We start from the raw sequence: 21,139 nt of genomic DNA, 5'->3' as shown, positions 1-21,139 counted from the left end.
GCGTGCATCTCCTGAAAGGTCCGAACATGACTGACGAACCCGACAACGAGACTTCGACCAAGCTTGACGATCTGGACAAGCGCCTTGACGCCATCGAGCGGAAAAAGCGCCGGAAAGACACCGATCACGGCGAAAGCGAAGCGGGCGCCGGCAAGGGCTATCAGGCTCTGGGCGAACTTCTCGGCGGGATTTTCATCGGTCTGGGGGCGGGCTGGCTGAGCGACGAGTACCTGCATACGCGCCCGTTCGGCATGGCTGTCGGCGTGATTTTAGGACTCATCGCCGGGGTTTACGCGGTTGCGCGCAGCGCACGACGCTAAAATCCGGCGGGACCAAAAGAATTCTTTCGCCGGTTTCCCGGCACCGCAGATTTAATTGATGAGGTAGGGCTTATGGCCGATCCGTTGCACCAGTTCCAGATCCAGAAGGTCGTCGACCTGCCGGTTATTGACGTCGCTGGTGTGCCCGTCGATCTCTCGATCACCAATTCGGTCCTCGCCATGCTGATCGGCGTCGGCGCCGTCATCGTGTTCTTCAGCCTGACGACCGCCCGCGCCTCGATCATTCCGGGCCGCTTTCAGGTCATGGCCGAGGGCCTGTTCGGCCTGATCGACGATCTGGCCGAATCGATCATCGGTCACGATGGCCGCGCCTTTTTTCCCTTCGTCTTTACGCTCTTCCTGTTCATCCTGAGCTGTAACCTTGTCGGCATGACGACCTACTTCACCGCGACCTCGCAACTGGCGGTCACGGCGATGCTGGCCATCCTGACCATCGGCACGGTGATCGTGGTCGGTATCCTGCGCAACGGTCTGGGCTTCTTCAAGCTGTTCTGCCCGTCGGGCGTGCCGCTTCTGATCCTGCCGATCCTCATCCCTATCGAAATCATCTCCTTCCTGATGCGCCCCATCACCCTGACGCTGCGTTTGTTCGGCAACATGGTCGGCGGCCACATCGTGATGAAGGTGTTCGCGGGCTTCATCGTCGCACTGGCTTCGGCGGGCGTGGCGGGGTATCTGGGCGGCTTCGTGTCGCTCACCGCGGTCGTCGCCCTGACGGCGCTGGAGTTCCTGGTGGCCTATCTGCAAGCCTTCGTGTTCGCGGTTCTGGCCTGTGTCTACCTCAACGACGTGGTGAACCTGCATCACCACTAAGTACATCTTTTACTTAAGTTTCTCTCTTTCTTCCTACGGAGTTTAAAGTCTATGGACGCTTCTGCTTACAAGTTCCTCGGCGCGGGTCTGGCCATGCTGGGTATGATCGGTGCCGGTATCGGCCTGGGTCTGCTGTTCGGCAACTTCTTCCAGGGCGCGCTGCGCAACCCGTCGGCTGCCAAGTCGCAACAGACCAACCTGTTCATCGGCATGGCGCTGACCGAAGCCCTCGGCATTCTGGCGTTCGTTATCGCCATCATGATCCTGAACGGCTAATAAGCTTCGCTTAGACGCGCATCTGATCCGAAAACCGCTGACACTTTTCGGGATGCGCTCTGCGGACTTATAGAACTACTCAACGACGGATCAGGCTTGGAAAACGAGTCTGATCCGCCCGTTTGTTATAGACCATGCCTTCCTGTGGCCCCGGCCATATGGAGCAAAAGGATCAAACCATGAGCGTTACCTCAAGCCCGGAGGCCACGGCCGCAACCGACACCAGCGCAGACGCGCCGGTGACCACGGTGGCGACGCTTGAGCCTGTCGCGGAAGCGCAAGCCTCCGCCGAGGCGGCCCACGGCGACACCCACACCACCACCGCCCATGCCGAAGAGCATGCCTCGGGTGGCCTGCCGCAGTTCCAGACGGAACACTGGGCCGGTCAGATGGTGTGGCTGGTCATCATCTTCCTCGTTCTGTTCGTCCTGATCGCCAAGGTGTTCGCCCCCCGTCTGCGCAAGGTCATCGACACGCGCGGCGCGACGATCGCCGAAGATCTGGCCAATGCCCGCGCCATCCGCGACGAGGCCGAGGCTCAGGCCAAGGACGCTGCGGCTGAAACCGCCGCCGCTCACGTCGCCGCGCGCAAGCTGGCCGCCGACGCCAAGGCCAAGGCCGCTGCCGAACAGGCCGCGGCTCAGGCCAAGGAAGACGCCCGCCTGAACGCGGTTCTGGCCGAATCGGAAGCCTCGATCCGCGCCAAGCGCGACGAAGCCCTGTCGCACGTCACCGAAATCGCCACCGACACCGCGTCGGCCCTGATCGAAAAGCTGACCGGCAAGGCCCCGACCAAGACGGCCCTCACCGCCGCTCTGAAGAAAGCGTAAGGAGACCTAGATGGAACACGCAGAACCGTCCTTCTGGGCCAATCCCGAAACCTGGGTCCGCATCGGCCTTGGGTGCTTCTTCCTGCTGCTGATCGTCATGAAGGTGCCGCAAAAGCTGTGGGCGTCGCTGGCCGATACCGGCAACGCCGTCCGCGCGGAACTGGACGAAGCCGTCCGCATCCGTCAGGAAGCTCAGGCCCTGCTCAACCAGATCAAGGCCGAGCGCCTTGCTGCCGAGCAGAAGGCCAAGGACCTGATTGTCTTTGCCGAGGAAGAGGCCCAGCGCCTTGCCACCGAAGCCAAAGCCAATCTCGACGAGTCGATCAAGCGCCGTCAGGCTCAGGCCGAAGCCAAGATCGCTCAGGCCGAAGCCAAGGCGGCCGCAGAAGTGAAAGCCGCGGCTGCCGATCTGGCCGCCGGTCTGGCTGAAACGATCCTGCTGGATCGCGTGGCCGGTCTGAAAGCCGATCCGCTGGTCGATCAGGCCATCGCTCAGGTGGGTTCGCGCCTGTCGTAAGCGATTAAGCAAGCTAATGAAAAAGCCCCGTGGTTCCGCCACGGGGCTTTTTTACATTCAATCATACCTCCCTACTTTGCGGGGAGGAGGGAAAGGTGGGGTGCCTTGCAGAGGTTGAACGGCTAAGTAAGTAAGAACCCCCACCACCACATCTCGCTGACCTTCGGTCATCTCGTGCGGTCCCATCGCTTGGTGAAAGCTATACTTTCACCGGCGCTATAGCCCGACAAGTCAGGGAGATATGAAGCAAGCACTGCCCACAAACTAAAAACCCTCCGATCATCTGACCGAAGGGTTATTTTGCGCTTTGGGTATGGAAGATGTTTTTCTTCGACTTCCGCAGAAACCGTCGACGGAAGCCGCCGAGCATCCGACCCGGCGCCTTGAGCACCAGCTTCTCGGTCTTCAGCATCTGATGCCAGACGATCGAGACGACCTTGGCGCGCGGCCGCAGCAGACGCCGCAGGGGGCCAAGCCATTTCGGGTGCTTGCGCTGGACCTTGATGAACTGACGCTTGGCCCAGTAGGAGTTCTTGAGCACGATGATCAGACCGGCGATCGACACCGGCATCCCCAACGGACCCGGCAGCGGCGCAATCAGGATACCGAGCAGAACCAGCAACGACCCAAGACTGATCAAGCCCGCACGCCAGAGACGGCTCATACTGCGATGGACAGGGTTTTTCTTCTTACGGAGCTTCACGACCCTCACCGCGCGCGACACCGAGACCTTCTTTTCAGAAGGTTTCAAAATGCCGGCAAAGAAGCCCGAAAGGCGGCTCATGGTGGATCCTCAAGTAGGTTCGTACGATCTAACCGGATCGACGGCCCAAATCTGTCAGTTGAAATCGGATAACACGGTAAGGTTTACTATTTGGTCGGCATTCAGGGTAAACGCCCGCTCACACCGGCGATATAGGAATCGCAGGCCTGTTTATAAAGGGGTGATGCAACCGAATTACGGCGGTGTTGCCTTATTGCCGATCACGGTGTGTAAAAAAGCCCCGCAGACCGTTATCTGCGGGGCTTTTGCACGTTTACGGCCTACTCAGCCGCTTCGTCCATGTAGCTTTCCATCGGCGGACACGAGCAAACCAGATTGCGGTCGCCATAGACGTTGTCGATGCGGCCCACCGGCGACCAGTATTTGTTGGCCATCGACGCCTTGGTCGGGAAACACCCTTCCTGACGGCTGTAGGCGCGATCCCAGTCGCCCGCCAGATCGAACACGGTGTGCGGCGCGTGGCGCAGCGGGCTCGTCTCATGCGTGAAGCGGCCCGAGGCCACGTCGTCGATCTCGCGCTTGATATCGATCATGGCGTCGCAGAAGCGGTCCAGTTCAGTCTTGGCTTCCGATTCGGTCGGCTCGATCATCAGGGTGCCCGCAACGGGGAAGCTCATGGTGGGCGCGTGGAAACCGTGATCGATCAGGCGCTTGGCGATATCGTCGACCGTCACGCCGGTCGCGTCCTTGATCGGGCGGACGTCGATAATACATTCGTGCGCCACGCGGCCATTCTCGCCGCGATAGAGGACCGGATAGTGGCCCTCAAGGCGTTCGGCGATGTAGTTGGCGTTGAGAATAGCGACTTCGGTCGCCTGACGCAGGCCTTCGTCGCCCATCAGCAGCATATAGGCGAACGAGATCGGTAGGATCGAGGCAGACCCATAGTGCGCCGCCGAGACCGCGCCCGCCTCGCCCGTCTGCGGATCGGACGGCAGGAACGGCGTCAGGTGCGATTTGACTCCGATGGGGCCCATGCCGGGGCCGCCGCCGCCATGCGGAATGCAGAAGGTCTTGTGCAGGTTGAAGTGGCTGACGTCCGAACCGTAGTGGCCGGGCCGCGACAGACCGACCTGCGCATTGAGGTTGGCGCCGTCGAGATAGACCTGCCCGCCGGCTTCGTGGACCAGGTCGCAGATATCGGTGATGTGCTCTTCGAACACGCCGTGGGTCGACGGATAGGTGATCATGATGCAGGCGAGGTTCGCCGCGTGCTGCGCCACCTTGACCTTGAAGTCCTCGAAATCGACATTGCCGTCGCTGTCGCAGGCGACGACGACGGTCTTCATGCCGACCATCTGGGCCGAGGCCGGGTTGGTGCCGTGCGCCGAGGCCGGGATCAGGCAGATATCGCGCTGCGTATCGCCGCGCGACAGGTGGTAGCCACGGATGGCCAGCAGGCCGGCATATTCGCCCTGCGCGCCGGAATTGGGCTGCAACGACACCGAATCGTAGCCCGAAATGGCGCACAGATAGGCTTCAAGCTGATCGAACATGGCCTTGTAGCCCTGCGCCTGATCAACCGGGGCATAGGGGTGCAGGTTGGAAAACTCCGGCCAGGTGATCGGGATCATCTCGGTCGTGGCGTTGAGCTTCATCGTGCACGAGCCGAGCGGGATCATGGTGCGGTCGAGCGCCAGATCCTTGTCCGACAGGCGGCGCATATAGCGCAGCATCTCGGTTTCCGAGCGATGCAGATGGAAGACCGGATGGGTCAGGATGTCGTCGTGACGCAGCAGGCTGTCTGGCAGGGCGACGCCCTCACCCGTTGCGCCTTCGGTTTTGCCATCAGCGAAGACGGCCACGATGCGCTCAAGAACGGCGGCGGTGATGCTTTCATCCAGCGACACGCCCACATGCTGGTCGTCGATGCGGCGCAGATTGAACCCGGCTTCGACGGCGCGAGCGTGCAGGGCGGCCACGTCGGCGGCCTTGACGGTGATGGTGTCGAAAGCGGCCTTGGTCACGACGTCATAGCCCAGACCGCGCAGACGCTGAGCCAAGGTATCGGCGTGGCCGTGGATGGTCCGGGCAATGGCTTTCAACCCGTCCGGGCCGTGATAAACCGCGTACATCGAGGCGATAACCGCCAGCAGGACCTGTGCCGTACAGATGTTCGAGGTCGCCTTTTCGCGACGGATGTGCTGCTCGCGCGTTTGCAGCGCCAGACGGTAGGCGGGCTCGCCGCGGCTATCGACCGAGACCCCGACCAGACGCCCCGGCATGGAGCGTTTCAGGGCGTCCCTGACGACCATATAGGCCGCGTGCGGACCACCGTAGCCCATCGGCACGCCGTAGCGCTGCATGGAGCCGATGGCGATCTCGGCGCCCAGGTCTCCGGGCGAGGTCAGCAGCGTCAGAGCCAGCGGATCGGCGGCCATGGAGACGATCGCGCCCTTGGTTTTGAAATCGGCGATCACGGCGCGGAAATCGCGCACCTCGCCCGATGTGCCGGGATATTGCAGCAGCAGACCGAAAAACTCACCTTCCGCCGTCGCTGGATCGCCGACCACGACCTCCCAGTTGAGCGGCTCGGCGCGAGTGCGGATGACGGCGATGGTCTGCGGATGCGTGTCGGCATCGACGAAGAAGCGGTCGGCCTTGACGCGCGACGACCGGCGGGCCAGCGCCATGGCTTCGGCGGCGGCGGTCGCTTCATCGAGCAGCGAGGCATTGGCCACATCAAGCCCGGTCAGGTCGCACAGCAGCGTCTGATAGTTCAACAGCGCCTCAAGACGCCCCTGGCTGATTTCCGGCTGATACGGCGTATAGGCCGTATACCAGGCGGGATTTTCAAGGATATTCCGCTGAATAACCCCCGGCAACAGCGTCCCGTAATAGCCCTGCCCGATCAGCGAGACCAGCGGCGTGTTCTGATCGGCGATCTCGCGCAGTTTCGCCAGCACCTCGACCTCGGTCAGGCCCGCACCGATGCCGATGGGCGTGCGCTCGCGGATGGCGACAGGGATGGTCTGGTCGATCAGTTCGTCGATATCGCTCACCTTGAGGGTGTCGAGCATGGCGGCGATTTCGCCTTCAGACGGGCCGATGTGGCGGCGAACGAAAGGACCGGGTGTGGATTGATTGGAACGGGACATATTTACGCTCTATACCCCCTCTCCCTTGAGGGAGAGGGTCGGGGTGAGGGGGAAATGTTTCAACATAGTGAGGGTGTGACACAAGTTCCCCCTCACCCGGCCTTTCAGGCCACCCTCTCCCTCAAGGGAGAGGGAAAGAATTACAACGTTGCCAAAAACGCTTCGTAGGCCTCGCGGTCCATCAGCGCATCCAGTTGCGACGGATCGCTGAGCTTGATCTTGGCGAACCAGCCCCCGGCTTCCGGCACGGCATTGACGGTTTCCGGTGCGTTCGACAGGTCCGGATTGCCTTCGACGACTTCGCCATCGACCGGCGCATAGACGTCCGAGGCGGCCTTGACCGACTCGACCACGGCGAAGCTGTCGCCCTTTTTCAGCACGGTCCCGGCGGCAGGGACGTCAACGAAGACCACATCGCCCAGCGCGTCGGCGGCATAGGCCGAAATACCGACGAAGGCCGTGCCGTCGCCCTGATCCTTGACCCACTCGTGTTCCTTGGTGAATTTCATGACGACCTCTTAAATCTTGGGTTTGCGATGGTAGCCGTTCGCGACGAACGGGATGGAGACGATTTCGGCCGCATAGGCCTTGCCGCGCACTTCCAGCTTGAGCTTGGTGCCGACGGCGGATTGGGTGGCCGGGACATAGCCCATGGCAATGGAGTAACCGAGCGACGGCGACGGGACGCCGGAGGTGACGATGCCGATGTCCGCACCATCATCCCCCAGAATCTTTGCACCGTCGCGGGCGGGTGGACCTTCGAGAACACGCAGGGCGACGCGGGTGCGCTGCGGATTGTCGCGCTCGGACCGGATGCGATCTATGCCGCGGATATCGCCGCGCTCCAGACGCGACTTCGACATACCGAAGCTAAGGCCCGATTCGACCACGCCATAGGTCTCGTCCATCTCATGTCCGTAGAGCGGCATCCCGGCCTCCAGGCGCAGGCTGTCACGCGCCCCCAGACCGATGGGCTTTACCTCGCTGAACGTCAGCAGCAGGTCCCACAGTTCACCGGCGCGGGCATTGGGGATGCTGATCTCGAAACCGTCTTCGCCGGTATAGCCGGAGCGCGAGATAAACACGGTCTCACCGAGCAACTCAAACGTGCCGCAGTCCATGAAGTACATCTCACAGGCAGGCGCACAGACCTGCGCCATGACGATCTTGGCCTTGGGCCCTTGCAAGGCCAGCAGCGCGCGGTCGCCCAGGATATCGAATGACGTGTCGTCTTTCAGGTTGTCACCGATGATGGCGAAGTCCTGATCCTTGCACGCGGCATTGACCACCAGCATGAAGCCCTCAGGCGCCGGACGCGACACCATCCAGTCGTCGAGGATGCCGCCCTGCTCATTGAGCAGCAGCGAATATTTCTGCTTACCGGGCTTGAGCGCGGCGAAATCGGTCGGCGTCAGGGCCTCCAGAGTCGCCACCGCGCCCGCACCGGTCAGGCGCGCCTGCCCCATGTGCGAGACGTCGAACAGACCGGCCTCAGCGCGGGTCCATTTGTGCTCGGCCATGACGCCTTCGTACTGGACCGGCATGTTATAACCGGCAAACGGGACCATGCGCGCGCCCAAGGCGACGTGACGGTCTTCGAGCGGGGTGGATTTCAACGCGACGTCGGACATGAGGGCCTCGGCAAAATGACGGACACGGGGATACGCAGAAGGTTCGATAACATCCTGCCCCCGCTGTCTTCTTTTGACCTGAGAGATTTAGGCGCGGCCTAGTAGACCACGCTTTGCTCCGTCGGTAGGCGCTCATCTTATAAAGACGACGCCACTTTCCAGCGTTTTAGTTCGGCTTGCGGTCCGTGGGCCTGAGCGTTTCCGGGGCGGTTGCGCCTTCGGCGGCATGAGCGAGTCATGCACTCTCCCGCAAGGTTCTTCGCTTGTGCGATAGACCACATAAAGAGTCAAGGCAGGAGTTAAGTCGCAAACACAGTCAAAAATTGCAATTCGACACATTTCCCGTATTCTGAGCATCTACCGAGAGGCGGGGGCCGATCATGCAAGTACTGCTGACAGACATTACGGAAATGAAGCTGGGTCATTTTTGCGTCGCTGGCTGGGATATCTACTCTAAACGCATGGTGCGTCCCTTGCCGGGTCAACTGCACTGGTCGCCCTATTTGCTCAAAAGGCACGGCTTTCACCCTGGTCACACCTACTATTTCGCGCCTGAAGGTCCGGCACTGGCCACAGATTTTCCGCATAAGAGCGAGGACACTCCCGTTCATGCGTTCAAAATCAAACGCTTGTCGGCCCAACCGATCGATTGGTCGGTCAATGCGCCACCGGCGGCCTCGACCTTAGCTCAGGCCTTTGCGCATCACTCAAAGATCAGTTCCGTATGGCACGGCGAAGCCCATGCTTTCGTGCCGCATGACCATCAGGCCCCCTCTCTGAGCGGCCTTGCGATCACCCCGACACACCTGACCTTCTACGAAGAGTCCGAACGACTGAAAGCCCGGCTCGACGACGGCGAGCGTGTTTACAGCCTGCCGGTCAGCAGTCACGCTTTGCGCGAGGTGTGGAGGAATCGCGGAGTCGATGCTATAAATACCTTGTGGCCGAACGCCCCTCGCCTGCATCTGCGGCTTGGGCTGGCCCGCGCCTTTAAAGACCATCCCGACAAGTGCTTCGTCATGCTGAATGGAGTTTATGCGTAAAAATGAACCTGTTCTCCATCGGCCATTCCAATCATGAGATCGGGCGGTTCATCGACCTGCTGAAACAGGCCGACGTCACCGCCATCGCCGATGTGCGCACCCAGCCCTGGTCGCGTCATGCGGCCGACTATAATTCTGATACGCTCAAGGCTCGACTCAAGGCCGAGGGTATCGCCTATGTCTATCTCGGCAAGGAACTGGGCGGACGCCCCGAACGCCGCCTGATGTGCGAGGGTGTCGCCGATTACGAAGCCATGGCCCGCGAGGAGTCGTTCCATTCCGGCCTGACGCGTCTGGTCGGTGGCGCCCAGACCTATCGCGTCGCCATGATGTGTTCGGAGCAGCATCCGCTCGACTGCCATCGCTGCCTGCTGGTCGGGCGCGCCTTGCTACGAGAAGACGTGGACACACAGCACATCCTGCCCGACGGCGCGCAGATCACCCAGACCGAGGTCGAGACGCAACTGCTGCTGATGGCCAACAAGACGCAGGACGACCTGTTTGCCGACGCCGATACCCTGCTGGCCCATGCCTATGCACAGCGCGCCCGCAAGGTCGCCTTTTCGGAAGCCGCCTGATGGGTGTTCCGCTCTATACGATCGGCTTTACCCAGACCACCGCCGCGCATTTCTTCACGCGACTGAAAACCGCCGGGGTGACCAAAGTCATCGACATCCGACTGCACAACAGTTCGCAACTGGCCGGTTTCGCCAAGTCGGAGGATCTGGCCTGGTTCCTGAAATCGCTGGGCGGCATAGATTATGCGCACCATCCGCTTCTGGCTCCCACCGATGACATTCTGAAAGCCTTCAAGAAAGAAAAAGGCGACTGGGGGCAGTTTCAGTCGCGTTTCCTGAATCTCATGACCGAACGTAAGGTCGAAACGCGTTTCAAGGCCGAAGATTTCGACGGTGCCTGTCTGCTCTGTTCAGAAGCGACCCCGCATCATTGCCATCGCCGCCTGTTGAGCGAATATCTCAACGACAAGTGGGGGCAGACGTTGAAAGTGACGCACCTTTAGCCGTTATTCACGACGACCTTCAGATGACCCTTTTCGCGCAGTTCGGGCGGGTCGTAGGCTTCGGGACGCTCGATCAGCTTGTGCGGCCCGAAGAAGCGCGTGCGGTGCTTCGTCATCTGCGGCAGCAGCGATGCCTCTAAATGTTCGCGCTCGATTTCCATCACGCGGTCGACAAACGGCACAATGTGTTTGTTCGGATAGCGGCCCGGCGGGCAGACCAGCACCAGTTGCTTCTTCGGGAATCGTTCCTTGAAATAGCGCGCCGTCGCCGCATGGTCGCCGTCGGCGGTGACGAGGTAACAGACGTCGAATAGGTTATCTTCGGCATCGGCGGCAATCGACAGCGCCAGATTGACGTCGCCCTGCTTCTCGATGGCCAGATGCCACTGATGGCCGCAGGCGTTGCAGCCGTCGATGGCCGAGACGAAATGCCCGATGCGACACGTCACGCCGCGCGCCTTGAGGGCGTTCATATAGTCTTCGTGGCGTTTCAGCTTGGATTTCGACTGCGGGCGGAAGGCCGAGCACCAGACGACGCGCTTGACCACCTCGGATTTCGGGGCCAGCGCAACGGCGAGCGCCTTAAGGTCCAGCCATTTCAGATAGGGCCGCTTATAGGCGTCGACCGAGTGATAGAGGTTGAAGCCGTCGTAATAGATGGCGGCGCGCTTGCGGAAGAACGGTAGGCTGAAACCGTTCAGGACGCCATTTGGGCCACCGGATGCCGCGCCACTTTTCTTAGCTTTTTCAGCGTTTGACATCGGCCCCAATAACGCAAGCGTTAACCCTCATTAACACTTAAGCGCATGTGGAGCCGTTTGTCAGTATCTTTCCGGTGACAGTTGAAAATTCCCGCACCGGCGTGACGCCAAACCTATTGAGCCTTGACCTTGGCGAAGCGGAAGCGCTTGCCCTGACGGTTGAACTCGACCATCTGCGGCGTGACGTCGAAACCGATCAGGACTTCGAAATTGTCGCCGGCAATGCTGGCGGCGGCGCGCGGAATGACGATATTTTCGATGCGGGTCGCTACATCGACCGACGACTTGCCATTGAAATTCACCGGCAGATCGAAATATTCCTTGGCCAGCACGGTTTCGTCGCGGTCAGTCACCGCGACCCAGTAACGATAGGTGTTCGAATCGGCGCCCGCCTTCGGGCCTTTGCCCAGCGAGAAGCCGACGATCATCTCGATCTCGATCGGCTCGCCGCCCTTATAGGCGCAATCCGACGCCACGCCATTGATCTGACCCGTCCACTTGGCCTCGGCGGAGGCTTCCTTGCCGCCCTCGAAATCCTGATAGCGGGCGGCGTCGTACAGCACCTTGACGAAGGGACACGGACCGTCGGCGCGGCGCTTGGCCAGACGCAGATCCTTCTGGCCCCATTCCTCGTCCTTCTTGGCGCGATCCTCGGCGCTATCTTCGGACTGCTCGCGGTCGCGGTCGCGGTTCTGGGCCGCGGCGATGCCCGGCAGGACGGCGGCAGACACGACGGCTAGGGACAGACCAAACACCAGCGCACGCATTTTCGAAGACATGAAGGCCCCTGTAGATAGGCAAGGATAGAGACACGCGACGACGCGTCCCCACTTAGTAGCGCCTCGCCCGGATTTTTCAAAGGGTTTAAATAGCCATCAAGGCCAGATCAAGGCGAAGCCGTGTTGTGCATGATGCACGCTTAGAACTGGAAAACGCCACGGAATGAGCCTATGTATCGGCGCATGAGCCGACCTGCCCTCACCTTGCATCTCGCCACGCCGCGCGGCTTCTGCGCCGGCGTCGACCGCGCCATCCAGATCGTCGAACGCGCCATCGAACTTTACGGTGCGCCGGTCTATGTGCGCCATGAAATCGTCCACAACAAGCACGTGGTCGACCGGCTGAAAGACCTCGGCGCGGTCTTCGTGAAAGACCTCGATCAGTGCCCGCCGGATCGCCCGGTGGTCTTTTCGGCGCACGGCGTGCCGAAGTCGGTCCCGGCCGATGCCACACAGCGCAAGATGTTCTTCCTCGACGCCACCTGCCCGCTGGTGTCCAAGGTCCATGTCGAGGCCGAGCGCCACCACGCCTCGGGCCGCGAAATCATCCTGATCGGTCACGCCGGTCATCCGGAGGTCATCGGCACCATGGGGCAACTGCCCGATGGCGTCGTCAAGCTGATCGAAACCGCCGAGGACGCGCGCGCCTTTGTGCCCGTCGATGCGACCAATCTGGCCTTTGTGACGCAGACCACGCTTTCGGTGGACGATACGTCGGAGATCGTCGGCATCCTGCAACAGCGCTTCCCGCAGATCGCCGTCCCGCACAAGGAAGACATCTGCTACGCCACGACCAACCGGCAGGACGCCGTCAAGCAGGTGGCCCAGGATTGCGACCTGTTCCTGGTCATCGGTTCGAAGAAGTCGTCGAACTCGCAGCGCCTCGTCGAGGTTGCTCTGCGCGGCGGGGCGAAGGTCGCGCACCTGATCGACGATGCGTCCGAGGTCGACTGGACGTGGTTCGAAGGTGTTGCGACGATGGGCCTGTCCGCCGGGGCCTCGGCGCCGGAAAACCTGATCACCGACCTGATCGAGGCGATCCGCCAACGCTTCGATGTGACCATGACCGAGAATGACGGTGTGCGCGAAACCGTGACGTTCAAGCTACCGCGCGTGCTAACAGAAGCTACGGCCTGACATGAAGAAGGTCACCATTTTCACCGACGGGGCCTGCAAGGGCAATCCCGGCAAGGGCGGCTGGGGCGCGATCATCACCTTTGGGCCACACGAGAAGGAACTCTACGGCTTCGAGGCGGAAACCACCAATAACCGCATGGAACTGATGGCCGTCATCATGGCGCTGGAGGCTCTCAAAGAACCTTGCGAGGTCGACCTCCACGCCGACAGCCAGTATGTCCTCAAGGGCATCAAGGAGTGGATTCATAGCTGGAAGGTGCGCGGCTGGAAAACCGCCGACAAGAAGCCGGTGAAGAACGACGACCTGTGGAAACGCCTCGACGCCGCGCGTCAGCGTCACAAGATCCACTGGCACTGGGTCAAGGGCCACGCCGGTCACGAGATGAACGAACGTGCCGACGGTCTGGCCAACAAGGCGATCAGCGAGGCGATGGCCTAACGCGTTCGAAGGGGGATGTCATGATCAGTATGGCCCGATTTATCACCCTGTGGGGGGAGGACGACTATCCGCCGGAAAAGGTGACGGCCAAGGCTCTGACATTGGCCGAAGCGGACCTGTCGTTTCAGTTTCCGGACGATTACCGTCAGGCCGTTCTGGCATACGGCTTACCCCGTACAAGCTTCGACCTGATGAACTCTGCTGCGGAGCAGGATATCAATGACCGTAACTATGTTCAGGCGATCAACGACTTTTACACACCGAAGACAATCGTCGAGGAAACCCTAGACTGGCGCGAAATTGGATTGCCAGCCGATCTGGTGGCCATCGGTTCCGATCCTTGCGGCAATCTTTTCTGTTTTCCCATGGCCGGCAGCGCCCACCCGACAGGTTCGATTCAGCTTTGGGACCATGATTTCGACGATGTGACCCACGTCGCCGATTCCTTCGAAGACTGGCTCGATGCCATGTGCCGGATCGAATTCGTCGAAAACGACGACGATTAGCCAACCTTGATACCTTCCCGGTAAGCCGGGAAGGTATCAAACGCTACTCCTCCAGAATCGCCACGCCCCACGGCTGTAATTCGATCGCCTGACCGGTGGCGACCTTAGCCCCACCCAGCAGTTCCGTCGCGGGTTTATAGGCATAGGTCACGCTGACGGGCGCGGTGGAGTAGTTGTAATAGAAGTGCAGCTTTTTGCCTGCCTTCGACGTCGCGTGCTTGACCTGCACCTTCTCCGGCAAGTCCTGATCGGGGCCGTAAAGGCCGATCCGTTTCAACTCCGCACGCACCACGGCCAGTTGCAAATCGTCGGTTAGTTCGGTCCCCTGATAGAGCAGCGTCCCCTTGCCATAGCTGTTACGCGTCACCGCCGGATACTTGCCGAAAAACGGATGATCGTACCACGCCAGCGCCTCGGCGGTCTCAAGATGGAGGAACTCGGCAATGGTATCGACCTCGTTCTTATCACCCACCCCGAACGGGTCGCCTTTCAGCTTTAGCGGCTTCAGCAAGGTCGAGGTTTCCTGATATCTGAACCCTGCCGCGGCGCGCAGCGGCCCCGGTGCCGTCTGCCAGCGCACGACGAAATTCTCGTTCGCCTCACCCGACTTGAAGGTCATGAGCACATGGCCGCCCCCCTTCACATAGTCCGAAATTTTCCCCAGCAGGGCATCGTCGGCGACATAGAGCGCCGGAACGATCAGCAGCTTGTATTTCGAGAAATCCGGCGCATCGGCGAAGACGATATCGGTTTCCACATGCGCCCGGTACAGCGCCGCGTGGACGCGTTCGAAGGTCCGGCGATACGCATCCGTATGGAAGCTCGGCGGTAGAGGTTTCGACCACTTGTCGATCGGCATGAAGGTCAGAGCATTATACGAGTCCGTCGAATAGAGCACCGCGACGGCATTGTCTTTTTTCAGATCGACCAGCTTCGACCCGATGCGTTTGAGGTCGTTGCCCACCCGCGAGACCTCGGCATAGGCGCGGTTCGGCTCGAAATCGTGGCCCAGCACGCCCTTCCAGTAGATTTCCTGACCGGCGTTGAGCGACGCCCAGTGCCAGTAAAGATGCGCATTGGCGCCATTACCGATATTGGCGAAGACGTCCTGATACATCTGACCGTCATAGGGCGGCACCTGTTTGGTGGCGTCCCAGCCTTGCGCCTGACCGGTGGTTTCGGCGACGAAGTAGTTCCGCTGTTTGGCCGAGCGCGCCATATTGCCCTGAAGCGTTTGATGCCGGCCGTCGTATTCGTCCTGCCAGTTGAAATAGATGTCGTTGCTGGCGACGTTCAGCGGTTTGGCCATCTCATAGGCATTGACCTCGGCGCGGCTAAAGCTGGCATTGTTCTGGATGATGAACTGATCGGCGCGGGCATTGCGGCGGACCAGATCGGCCTGCCAGCCGACGAAGCGCGTGGCGCGCCATTGCTGGAAACGCTGCCATTCCAGTTTGTAGCTGGTCGAATTGGCGAAATCACGGGTCGGAAAGTTATCCCACGTGTCGACCTGCTGACCCCAGTAGTTGAGCAGCCACGCCTCGTTCAGCGCCGCCGTGGTTTTGTACTTCGCCCTGAGCCAATCGACGAACTCGGCATGAACCGAGGCGTTGGACGAACCGTAGGCGCTGGTCTCGTTATCGACCTGCCAGCCGATAACGGTCGGGTTGTTCTTATAGTGCGTCGCCAGATTGACGATGATGCGTTCGGCGTAGCGGCGATAATTGGCGTCGTCGATATTCATATTCTGACGCATGCCGTAACCCGTATCGCCACCATTGAGCGGCCGCGCCAGCATGTCCGGGTGCCTGGCGTACATCCATACCGGGATCGAATAGGTCGGTGTGCCCATGATGACCTTGATGCCCGCCTTACCGAATGCCGCGACGACCTCATCCATCCAGCCATAATCGAACTGACCGTCGGCGGGCTCCCACCGGCCCCAGCTCGACTCGCCCATGCGCACGACGGTAAACCCCGCCGCCTTCATCATGGCCACGTCCTTTTTCAGGCGCTCGCTGCGGATCGGTGCCGGCACGTATTCATTGTAGTAGGACGCCCCGTATAGGATCGTATCGAGCTTCGGTGCCGCCGGAACGGGCTGAGCAGATGCCGGGCATACCGCGACCATAGCCGCAACCACCCCTGCAATGGTCATCATGCGAAGACATTGAAACGGCATGGAATCCTCTTTTGTACGACAATTTTGTCAGATAAATTTATATTTATTGGTCCGACCAATCGCTACAACAGTTATTTTTTGCTGACAATATGAGATTTCAGATCGGCATTGTTTTTTCGAGTGTCATTTTGCCGCCCATTTAAATCAGACAAATATTTCAAAATTCCAACTTATTGTGCGCATGGCCAACCAAATGTTGTGAATTCACAACTTTTTCATTGACGCATTACGCCCCGTGATGTTAGGCGTACACAACATTCAGACAGGAAAGCCCAACACCATGATCCCCTGGCCCAAATCCCCCGCCTATGTCGCCCTCTCCATCACCCTGTGGGTGATCTTCCTCGCCGCCATCTTCGGCCTCACCTGGGGCAAGGCCTATGACTGGCCCGCCCCCGCCCTGTGGGCGCTGGCGCTGGTGCCCGCCCTCACCGTCCTGACACAGACCAAACTCGCCTACGACCTCATTAGCAAGCAGGACGAATTCGTGCGCGCCGTCATCGCCCGACAGATGCTGATCGCCATCGGCCTGACCATCACCGTCGTCGTCGCCTTCAGCCCGTTCCAGCAGTTTCTGGGCGCGCCCGATGTCCCCGCCTGGCTGGTCTATCCGCTGTTCTGGGCCGTGTTCGGCATGATCACGCCCTTCGTCAAGGGTTCGATCTGATGAAGAGCCGCCTCAAGGTGCTGCGTGCCGAACGCGACCTCACTCAGGAACAACTCGCTGATCTTGTGGGGGTTTCGCGCTACGCCATCAACGCGCTGGAGACCGAGCGGCACGATCCGTCGCTCGACCTCGCCTACCGTATCGCCTCGGCTTTTGGACAAAATGTCGAGGCCGTCTTCCCCAATCCCTATCCGCCCCAAAACGCTAAAGAGGAATAGTCATGTTGTTCAAAACCTTGCTGCTGGCCATCCCCCTGCTGATGGCCGCCCCGGCCTTTGCCGACAGCTTCAAAAGCGACCGCATCGTCGTCACAGTCGAAGGCGAAGGCCCCGATGTCGTGCTGATCCCGGGCCTGTCGTCCTCGGCGGAAATCTGGGACGGAACCGTCAAGGCCGTGCCCGGCTATCGCTACCACCGCGTTCAGGTCAAAGGCTTTGCGGGGGTCGCTTCGGAGGCGAATGGCTCGGGCCCCGTCGTCGCCCCGGTCGCCGAGGAGATCGCCCGTTATATCGAGACGGAAAAACTGCAAAAACCGGCTCTGGTCGGGCATTCGCTGGGCGGCACTCTGGCCCTGATGGTCGCCGCCCGCCATCCCGACAGCGCCTCTAAGGTCATGGTCGTCGACATGATGCCGTTCATGGGCGCCATGTTCATGCCCGACGCTACGCCGGAAACGGTCGTGCCGGTCGCAACCCAGATCCGCGACGGGATCGCCAAATCACCCGCTGCCGCCCGTAAACCGATGGCCGAACAAACCATCGCCGGGATGATCAAAACCGAAAGTCTACGCCCCGCCTCGGTCAAATACTCGCTCGACAGCGATGCGGCGACCTCGGGCCAGGCCATGTACGACCTGATCACCACCGACCTGCGCCCGGAGTTGAAACAAATCACCGTGCCGCTGCGCGTCCTGTGGGTCGTGCCGCCGGGTGCCCCGATCACGGCGGAGCAGATGGCGGGTTACTATAAACTATCCTACGCCAATGCGCCGAACGTCTCGACGCGCCAGATCACCGACAGCTACCACTTTATCATGTTCGACCAGCCCGAGGTGTTTCAGGCCGAACTGAAAGCATTTTTGAAATAAACAAAAGGCTCCGGTTTCCCCGGAGCCTTTTGCACATCAATCGCCAAAATCGAAGATATCGAGCATATCGAAGCCCTTTTTCTTCTTCCGGTTCCCGTACTTGTCGTACTCGATCTTGCGGCCGTACTTGTCGTATTCGATGGGGCGGCCGTATTTATCGGTCTGGTGGCTCTGATGATAGGGCTGCTGCGGATAGGGCTGGGGCGATTGCTGATAGCGCGGCTGTTGCGGGGGCGGTGCGTATTGGGCCGGCTCCGGCGCCCGTTGCACGGTTCCGCCGGCGGCCAGCGACAGCAGCTTTTCCAACTCCCCGCGATCGAGCCACACGCCGCGGCACTGGGTGCAGACGTCGATCAGGATGCCCTCTTTCAGAACCTCACGAAAATCGTTTCGGCAGACGGGACACTGAAGGGCGGACATGCGTTTTCTCCTGAATAGACGGAACTATTCCAAGGACATGGGCCTCGCCGCCCGGCTTTCAAGAGGCAGTGTGAGACGCAATCGGTTTCACGCGACTCAATTTCCGAACTTGTAATTCAGCGCCACCCGGACATAGCCGTTCGGACGATAGGTCGTCTGCTGCGAGCGGTAGGTGTCCGTGATACTGGACGAGCTATAGAGGCCTTGCCGCAGGATATAGGGCGCGGACACGACCAGCGCCACCTTCGACGTCAGAGGCCGCTGCCAGCTCAGGTCGATGGTCCACAGCGGGTCGCTGCGCGACTCGATATCCGCCGTCCAGCCATATATCGAAGCCGTGGCCTGAAACTGATCGCCGCCCAGAGCCCCGCGTTTGGGTCCGTCATACTGAATGACCGAGCGCACCTGCCAAAAGATCGTCTCGCGATTACCTACCGCATCGGCGACCGCGGCGCGCCCGTATTTGTAGTTGGCGGAGCTGGTGTGGGTCCATTTGCCCTTGCCCGGCAACCCCCTGATCGGCCCGCGCCAGTTGGCGTCGAAGCCCGTCAGGCGCGTCTGCCCCAGATTGGCCGGGCGGCTATACTGCACCCCATCGGCGCCGAGGTTAGACACCCAGACGATCTGGTTGCTGGCGTCGCGGTAATAGACGGTCAGGCCCCAGCTCGATGTCTTGCGTTCGACATCGTAGCTGGCCTCAACGGAGTTGACGAGGACCAGTTGCAGGTCGGGATTGCCGCTACGCACGCTGGTCGAGGAATTATAGATAAGCTGCGGATCGTATTGCCCAAGCTGTAACGGATCGAGGCGACGGCTATAGCTCAGGCGCAGCTTCTTCCCCTCGCCCATCGCCCGGCTGAGATGGAGGGACGGAAACCATTCGGTCTCACCGCCATCCCCGTCGAAGCTTTGTCCCGGAAACCGGCGGCGGCGATCCTCGACGCGCAGGCCCGGCATGGCCGTCCACGCGCCCAGCGGCCATTGCAGAGTGACATAGGCCGCCGTCGTCGTTTCGCGCCCGACAAACAGGCTTTCCCGGTCCGCCTCGGTCGCGAAACTGCTGTCGAAGCGACGCAACGCCTGCTGGGCATCGGCCTTCCAGTCGAACCCGGCACTCAGGATACGGTTGTCGCCCAGCGGCTTTTCGTAGTCGCCTTTGATCTGCCGATCGTGCTCACGCCACAGTTCGTCGGTCAGGCGTTCACCGTCTCCACGACCGGGACGGGCATCGCGCGTCACATAGCGGATAGGGTTGGATTGCTGATGCAGCGTGTCGCTGATGTCGATGGTCAGACGCTCACCCTTGTCGTCGGCGAAGCTGTAGGTCAGGTTATGATCCCAGGTCCGCATCCGCCATATATCGCGCGAGTCCTCGCTGAAACGGCCCGTCGTGTCACGCAACGCACTCCAACGCCACGCGTCGAAGCGCGGCGTATTCTGGCTGACCCTGAACTTCAGCGCACTGCGCGGCCCAGCTTGTACCCCAGACGGATATTCATGGATTTCGACTGGTTGCGGACGTCGCTGCGCCCGGTCTGCGCCAGATAGCCGCTGGCCTGAGCCGCGCCGACCCCTTCCCGCAGGGTCTCATAGGCCATGTCGCTATATTGTTTTGTCGCGCTCAGGCCGAAGCCCCAACTCCACGGCCCCTTGCCATCGTCGAAATTAAGCCCGCCGCTGTAGCCACCCAGGGCGTCGATACGTGCCGTCAGGCTGCCGCGCCGCTTCACCGCGCCGCGCGGCTTTTTGGTGATGATATTGATGATGCCCTTGCTGGTTCCGGCGGCATATTGCGCCGACGGATTGGTGATCACCTCGATGCGCTCGATCTCCGACGCCGGCAAGGTGCGCAGAACCTGACGCCCCTCCGGCGGGGCCTTGCCATCGACCCAGATGGTCACCCCGGCATCGCCCCTCAGATACACCTTGTCGTCGGCGGTTACCGTGACCGACGGCACCTTGGCCAGCACGTCGGTCAGCAACCCGGTCGAGGCCTGAGGGTCGGTCTTCACATCATAGACGCGGCGGTCGATGCGCGTGCCAGAGTTCTTGCTGGCCGTAACGGTGACCTCCTCGACCTTTTCAGCCGGTTTGTCGTCGACCTTCGCCTCGGCGACGGGCGGCGGATCGCTGGCCTGCGCCCATCCGTTGCTGGATGTCGCCAAACCTATAAAGACCATCAGGCCGTACGTGGCACGCATATTTCCCCCCCTTATCGGCCCGCATATTAGCTCCCGGCCGATTCCCCTCGCCGGTATCTTTAAACCGCTTTCAGATCGCGCGCAAACCGCTGCGCGTTCCAAACATAATGATCGGCCGAGCGTTTCAGCCCTTCGACCTGCTCCGGCGTCAGCTCCCGGGCCACCCGCGCCGGCGCGCCGATCAGCAGCACACCATCGGGAAACACCTTGCCTTCCGGCACTAATGCCCCGGCCCCGACGATGCTGTTCTTTCCGATCTGCGCCCGGTTGAGGATCACCGAGCCGATCCCGATCAGGCTATTGTCGCCGATCGTGCAGCCATGCAGTACGACCTTGTGCCCCACGGTCACGCCTTCGCCGATCACAAGAGGCGAACCGGGGTCGGAATGCAGCACCGAACCATCCTGTATATTGCTCCGCCCACCGACGATCATCGGCTCGTTATCCGCCCGCAGCACCGCGTTGAACCAGACGCTGGCGCCCGCGCCAAAGCGCACATCGCCGATGACCTGAGCACCGGGAGCGACATAAACATTTTCGTTTTCAATGCCTTGCGGCGACACTCCGCCCAATGCAAATACCGTCATTTCCCTACCTTCTGCTCAT

Annotated in this window: 25 protein-coding genes and 1 riboswitch; of the genes, 14 read left to right on the top strand and 11 right to left on the bottom strand. The window is 60.8% G+C overall.

All coding sequences use genetic code 11. The features are described from left to right. Nucleotides 1-26 precede the first annotated feature (26 nt). From PQU92_RS10950 to PQU92_RS10930, 5 genes are all read left to right on the top strand, one after another. Complete coding sequence (locus tag PQU92_RS10950) at nt 27-320, top strand: AtpZ/AtpI family protein (protein WP_272748259.1); 294 nt, start codon at nt 27-29, stop codon at nt 318-320. Between the two features lie 72 nt (nt 321-392). Further along, nucleotides 393-1,154: a F0F1 ATP synthase subunit A gene (locus PQU92_RS10945; RefSeq protein ID WP_272748258.1), complete on the top strand. Its 762-nt coding sequence runs from the start codon at nt 393-395 to the stop codon at nt 1,152-1,154. Between the two features lie 51 nt (nt 1,155-1,205). Beyond that, nucleotides 1,206-1,430 carry a F0F1 ATP synthase subunit C gene (locus PQU92_RS10940; protein ID WP_013478623.1) on the top strand — a complete coding sequence of 75 codons (225 nt, stop codon included), beginning with the start codon at nt 1,206-1,208 and terminating at the stop codon, nt 1,428-1,430. 179 nt (nt 1,431-1,609) lie between these two features. Further along, nucleotides 1,610-2,260, top strand: a complete 651-nt coding sequence (locus PQU92_RS10935) for a F0F1 ATP synthase subunit B family protein (RefSeq protein WP_272748257.1) — start codon at nt 1,610-1,612, stop codon at nt 2,258-2,260. 10 nt (nt 2,261-2,270) lie between these two features. After that, entirely contained in the window at nt 2,271-2,777 is a 507-nt protein-coding gene (locus PQU92_RS10930) for a F0F1 ATP synthase subunit B family protein (protein ID WP_272748256.1), read from the top strand. A gap of 295 nt (nt 2,778-3,072) precedes the next feature. Here the strand turns inward: PQU92_RS10930 and PQU92_RS10925 are convergent, their stop codons facing one another. The 4 genes from PQU92_RS10925 to gcvT form a co-directional block, all read right to left on the bottom strand. Further along, nucleotides 3,073-3,561, bottom strand: a complete 489-nt coding sequence (locus PQU92_RS10925) for a hypothetical protein (protein WP_272748255.1) — start codon at nt 3,559-3,561, stop codon at nt 3,073-3,075. 260 nt (nt 3,562-3,821) lie between these two features. After that, a complete protein-coding gene (gene gcvP / locus PQU92_RS10920) occupies nt 3,822-6,659 on the bottom strand; it encodes an aminomethyl-transferring glycine dehydrogenase (RefSeq protein WP_272748254.1) in 2,838 nt (945 codons plus the stop codon). A gap of 140 nt (nt 6,660-6,799) precedes the next feature. Continuing rightward, complete coding sequence (gene gcvH / locus PQU92_RS10915; protein ID WP_272748253.1) at nt 6,800-7,168, bottom strand: glycine cleavage system protein GcvH; 369 nt, start codon at nt 7,166-7,168, stop codon at nt 6,800-6,802. A gap of 9 nt (nt 7,169-7,177) precedes the next feature. Further along, complete coding sequence (gcvT, locus tag PQU92_RS10910) at nt 7,178-8,290, bottom strand: glycine cleavage system aminomethyltransferase GcvT (RefSeq protein ID WP_272748252.1); 1,113 nt, start codon at nt 8,288-8,290, stop codon at nt 7,178-7,180. 169 nt (nt 8,291-8,459) lie between these two features. Beyond that, a riboswitch (glycine riboswitch) is annotated at nt 8,460-8,550 on the bottom strand. 120 nt (nt 8,551-8,670) lie between these two features. Here gcvT and PQU92_RS10905 point away from each other — a divergent pair. From PQU92_RS10905 to PQU92_RS10895, 3 genes are read left to right on the top strand one after another with little or no spacing between them, the layout of a single operon-like run. Then, nucleotides 8,671-9,333 carry a hypothetical protein gene (locus PQU92_RS10905; RefSeq protein WP_272748251.1) on the top strand — a complete coding sequence of 221 codons (663 nt, stop codon included), beginning with the start codon at nt 8,671-8,673 and terminating at the stop codon, nt 9,331-9,333. A gap of 2 nt (nt 9,334-9,335) precedes the next feature. Then, entirely contained in the window at nt 9,336-9,911 is a 576-nt protein-coding gene (locus PQU92_RS10900) for a DUF488 domain-containing protein (protein WP_272748250.1), read from the top strand. Beyond that, a complete protein-coding gene (locus PQU92_RS10895; protein WP_272748249.1) occupies nt 9,911-10,354 on the top strand; it encodes a DUF488 domain-containing protein in 444 nt (147 codons plus the stop codon). Before PQU92_RS10900 ends, PQU92_RS10895 begins: the two co-directional genes overlap by 1 nt. Here PQU92_RS10895 and PQU92_RS10890 read toward each other — a convergent pair. Together PQU92_RS10890 and PQU92_RS10885 are read right to left on the bottom strand one after the other, a co-directional pair. Beyond that, the gene (locus PQU92_RS10890; RefSeq protein WP_272748248.1) at nt 10,351-11,115 is read right to left on the bottom strand and encodes an NYN domain-containing protein; all 765 of its coding nucleotides are present in this window, start codon (nt 11,113-11,115) and stop codon (nt 10,351-10,353) included. The genes PQU92_RS10895 and PQU92_RS10890 overlap by 4 nt on opposite strands. Nucleotides 11,116-11,228: 113 nt before the next feature. Next, nucleotides 11,229-11,894 carry a Tat pathway signal sequence domain protein gene (locus tag PQU92_RS10885; RefSeq protein WP_272748247.1) on the bottom strand — a complete coding sequence of 222 codons (666 nt, stop codon included), beginning with the start codon at nt 11,892-11,894 and terminating at the stop codon, nt 11,229-11,231. 183 nt (nt 11,895-12,077) lie between these two features. On the opposite strand from PQU92_RS10885, the gene ispH reads away from it, so the two are divergent. The 3 genes from ispH to PQU92_RS10870 are packed head-to-tail and all read left to right on the top strand — an operon-like array spanning nt 12,078 to nt 13,976. Further along, on the top strand, nt 12,078-13,031 hold the full coding sequence (gene ispH, locus PQU92_RS10880) for a 4-hydroxy-3-methylbut-2-enyl diphosphate reductase (RefSeq protein ID WP_272748246.1): 954 nt from the start codon (nt 12,078-12,080) through the stop codon (nt 13,029-13,031). A gap of 1 nt (nt 13,032) precedes the next feature. Continuing rightward, nucleotides 13,033-13,470 (top strand): ribonuclease HI, encoded by a 438-nt coding sequence (gene rnhA / locus PQU92_RS10875; RefSeq protein ID WP_272748245.1) that lies wholly within the window; start codon nt 13,033-13,035, stop codon nt 13,468-13,470. 20 nt (nt 13,471-13,490) lie between these two features. Next, on the top strand, nt 13,491-13,976 hold the full coding sequence (locus PQU92_RS10870; protein WP_272748244.1) for an SMI1/KNR4 family protein: 486 nt from the start codon (nt 13,491-13,493) through the stop codon (nt 13,974-13,976). Nucleotides 13,977-14,019: 43 nt separating this feature from the next. Here the strand turns inward: PQU92_RS10870 and PQU92_RS10865 are convergent, their stop codons facing one another. After that, complete coding sequence (locus PQU92_RS10865; RefSeq protein WP_272748243.1) at nt 14,020-16,158, bottom strand: beta-galactosidase; 2,139 nt, start codon at nt 16,156-16,158, stop codon at nt 14,020-14,022. Between the two features lie 280 nt (nt 16,159-16,438). Between PQU92_RS10865 and PQU92_RS10860 the strand changes: the two genes are divergently transcribed. Genes PQU92_RS10860 through PQU92_RS10850 form a run of 3 tightly spaced genes read left to right on the top strand, consistent with a single transcriptional unit; the run spans nt 16,439 to nt 17,912 of the window. Further along, nucleotides 16,439-16,825, top strand: coding sequence for a hypothetical protein (locus tag PQU92_RS10860; RefSeq protein WP_272748242.1), 387 nt, complete (start codon nt 16,439-16,441; stop codon nt 16,823-16,825). After that, nucleotides 16,825-17,043 carry a helix-turn-helix transcriptional regulator gene (locus PQU92_RS10855; protein WP_272748241.1) on the top strand — a complete coding sequence of 73 codons (219 nt, stop codon included), beginning with the start codon at nt 16,825-16,827 and terminating at the stop codon, nt 17,041-17,043. The genes PQU92_RS10860 and PQU92_RS10855 overlap by 1 nt, the downstream gene beginning before the upstream one ends. Before the next feature lie 2 nt (nt 17,044-17,045). Next, complete coding sequence (locus PQU92_RS10850; protein WP_272748240.1) at nt 17,046-17,912, top strand: alpha/beta fold hydrolase; 867 nt, start codon at nt 17,046-17,048, stop codon at nt 17,910-17,912. Between the two features lie 36 nt (nt 17,913-17,948). Here PQU92_RS10850 and PQU92_RS10845 read toward each other — a convergent pair whose 3' ends face one another. From PQU92_RS10845 to PQU92_RS10830, 4 genes are all read right to left on the bottom strand, one after another. Next, nucleotides 17,949-18,332: a TFIIB-type zinc ribbon-containing protein gene (locus PQU92_RS10845; protein WP_272748239.1), complete on the bottom strand. Its 384-nt coding sequence runs from the start codon at nt 18,330-18,332 to the stop codon at nt 17,949-17,951. Between the two features lie 96 nt (nt 18,333-18,428). Beyond that, on the bottom strand, nt 18,429-19,790 hold the full coding sequence (locus PQU92_RS10840) for a TonB-dependent receptor domain-containing protein (protein ID WP_272748377.1): 1,362 nt from the start codon (nt 19,788-19,790) through the stop codon (nt 18,429-18,431). After that, nucleotides 19,787-20,533 carry a TonB-dependent receptor plug domain-containing protein gene (locus PQU92_RS10835; protein ID WP_272748238.1) on the bottom strand — a complete coding sequence of 249 codons (747 nt, stop codon included), beginning with the start codon at nt 20,531-20,533 and terminating at the stop codon, nt 19,787-19,789. Before PQU92_RS10835 ends, PQU92_RS10840 begins: the two co-directional genes overlap by 4 nt. Before the next feature lie 59 nt (nt 20,534-20,592). Continuing rightward, nucleotides 20,593-21,120 (bottom strand): gamma carbonic anhydrase family protein, encoded by a 528-nt coding sequence (locus tag PQU92_RS10830; protein WP_272748237.1) that lies wholly within the window; start codon nt 21,118-21,120, stop codon nt 20,593-20,595. Nucleotides 21,121-21,139 lie beyond the last annotated feature (19 nt).

Origin of the sequence: Asticcacaulis aquaticus, from assembly GCF_028550415.1 — a bacterium.
Lineage (GTDB): Bacteria > Pseudomonadota > Alphaproteobacteria > Caulobacterales > Caulobacteraceae > Asticcacaulis > Asticcacaulis aquaticus.
Note: the sequence above shows the minus strand (reverse complement) of the source record. Positions and strands in the feature narration are given on the sequence as shown.

Coding starts and splice junctions, on each gene's coding strand:
- PQU92_RS10885 (WP_272748247.1), bottom strand. CDS start 11,894: ATGTCTTCGAAAATGCGTGCGCTGGTGTTTGGTCTGTCCCTAGCCGTC.
- gcvH (WP_272748253.1), bottom strand. CDS start 7,168: ATGAAATTCACCAAGGAACACGAGTGGGTCAAGGATCAGGGCGACGGC.
- PQU92_RS10895 (WP_272748249.1), top strand. CDS start 9,911: ATGGGTGTTCCGCTCTATACGATCGGCTTTACCCAGACCACCGCCGCG.
- gcvP (WP_272748254.1), bottom strand. CDS start 6,659: ATGTCCCGTTCCAATCAATCCACACCCGGTCCTTTCGTTCGCCGCCAC.
- PQU92_RS10830 (WP_272748237.1), bottom strand. CDS start 21,120: ATGACGGTATTTGCATTGGGCGGAGTGTCGCCGCAAGGCATTGAAAAC.
- PQU92_RS10925 (WP_272748255.1), bottom strand. CDS start 3,561: ATGAGCCGCCTTTCGGGCTTCTTTGCCGGCATTTTGAAACCTTCTGAA.
- rnhA (WP_272748245.1), top strand. CDS start 13,033: ATGAAGAAGGTCACCATTTTCACCGACGGGGCCTGCAAGGGCAATCCC.
- PQU92_RS10890 (WP_272748248.1), bottom strand. CDS start 11,115: ATGTCAAACGCTGAAAAAGCTAAGAAAAGTGGCGCGGCATCCGGTGGC.
- PQU92_RS10845 (WP_272748239.1), bottom strand. CDS start 18,332: ATGTCCGCCCTTCAGTGTCCCGTCTGCCGAAACGATTTTCGTGAGGTT.
- ispH (WP_272748246.1), top strand. CDS start 12,078: ATGAGCCGACCTGCCCTCACCTTGCATCTCGCCACGCCGCGCGGCTTC.
- PQU92_RS10900 (WP_272748250.1), top strand. CDS start 9,336: ATGAACCTGTTCTCCATCGGCCATTCCAATCATGAGATCGGGCGGTTC.
- gcvT (WP_272748252.1), bottom strand. CDS start 8,290: ATGTCCGACGTCGCGTTGAAATCCACCCCGCTCGAAGACCGTCACGTC.
- PQU92_RS10870 (WP_272748244.1), top strand. CDS start 13,491: ATGATCAGTATGGCCCGATTTATCACCCTGTGGGGGGAGGACGACTAT.
- PQU92_RS10940 (WP_013478623.1), top strand. CDS start 1,206: ATGGACGCTTCTGCTTACAAGTTCCTCGGCGCGGGTCTGGCCATGCTG.
- PQU92_RS10935 (WP_272748257.1), top strand. CDS start 1,610: ATGAGCGTTACCTCAAGCCCGGAGGCCACGGCCGCAACCGACACCAGC.
- PQU92_RS10835 (WP_272748238.1), bottom strand. CDS start 20,533: ATGCGTGCCACGTACGGCCTGATGGTCTTTATAGGTTTGGCGACATCC.
- PQU92_RS10905 (WP_272748251.1), top strand. CDS start 8,671: ATGCAAGTACTGCTGACAGACATTACGGAAATGAAGCTGGGTCATTTT.
- PQU92_RS10860 (WP_272748242.1), top strand. CDS start 16,439: ATGATCCCCTGGCCCAAATCCCCCGCCTATGTCGCCCTCTCCATCACC.
- PQU92_RS10855 (WP_272748241.1), top strand. CDS start 16,825: ATGAAGAGCCGCCTCAAGGTGCTGCGTGCCGAACGCGACCTCACTCAG.
- PQU92_RS10950 (WP_272748259.1), top strand. CDS start 27: ATGACTGACGAACCCGACAACGAGACTTCGACCAAGCTTGACGATCTG.
- PQU92_RS10865 (WP_272748243.1), bottom strand. CDS start 16,158: ATGCCGTTTCAATGTCTTCGCATGATGACCATTGCAGGGGTGGTTGCG.
- PQU92_RS10850 (WP_272748240.1), top strand. CDS start 17,046: ATGTTGTTCAAAACCTTGCTGCTGGCCATCCCCCTGCTGATGGCCGCC.
- PQU92_RS10930 (WP_272748256.1), top strand. CDS start 2,271: ATGGAACACGCAGAACCGTCCTTCTGGGCCAATCCCGAAACCTGGGTC.
- PQU92_RS10945 (WP_272748258.1), top strand. CDS start 393: ATGGCCGATCCGTTGCACCAGTTCCAGATCCAGAAGGTCGTCGACCTG.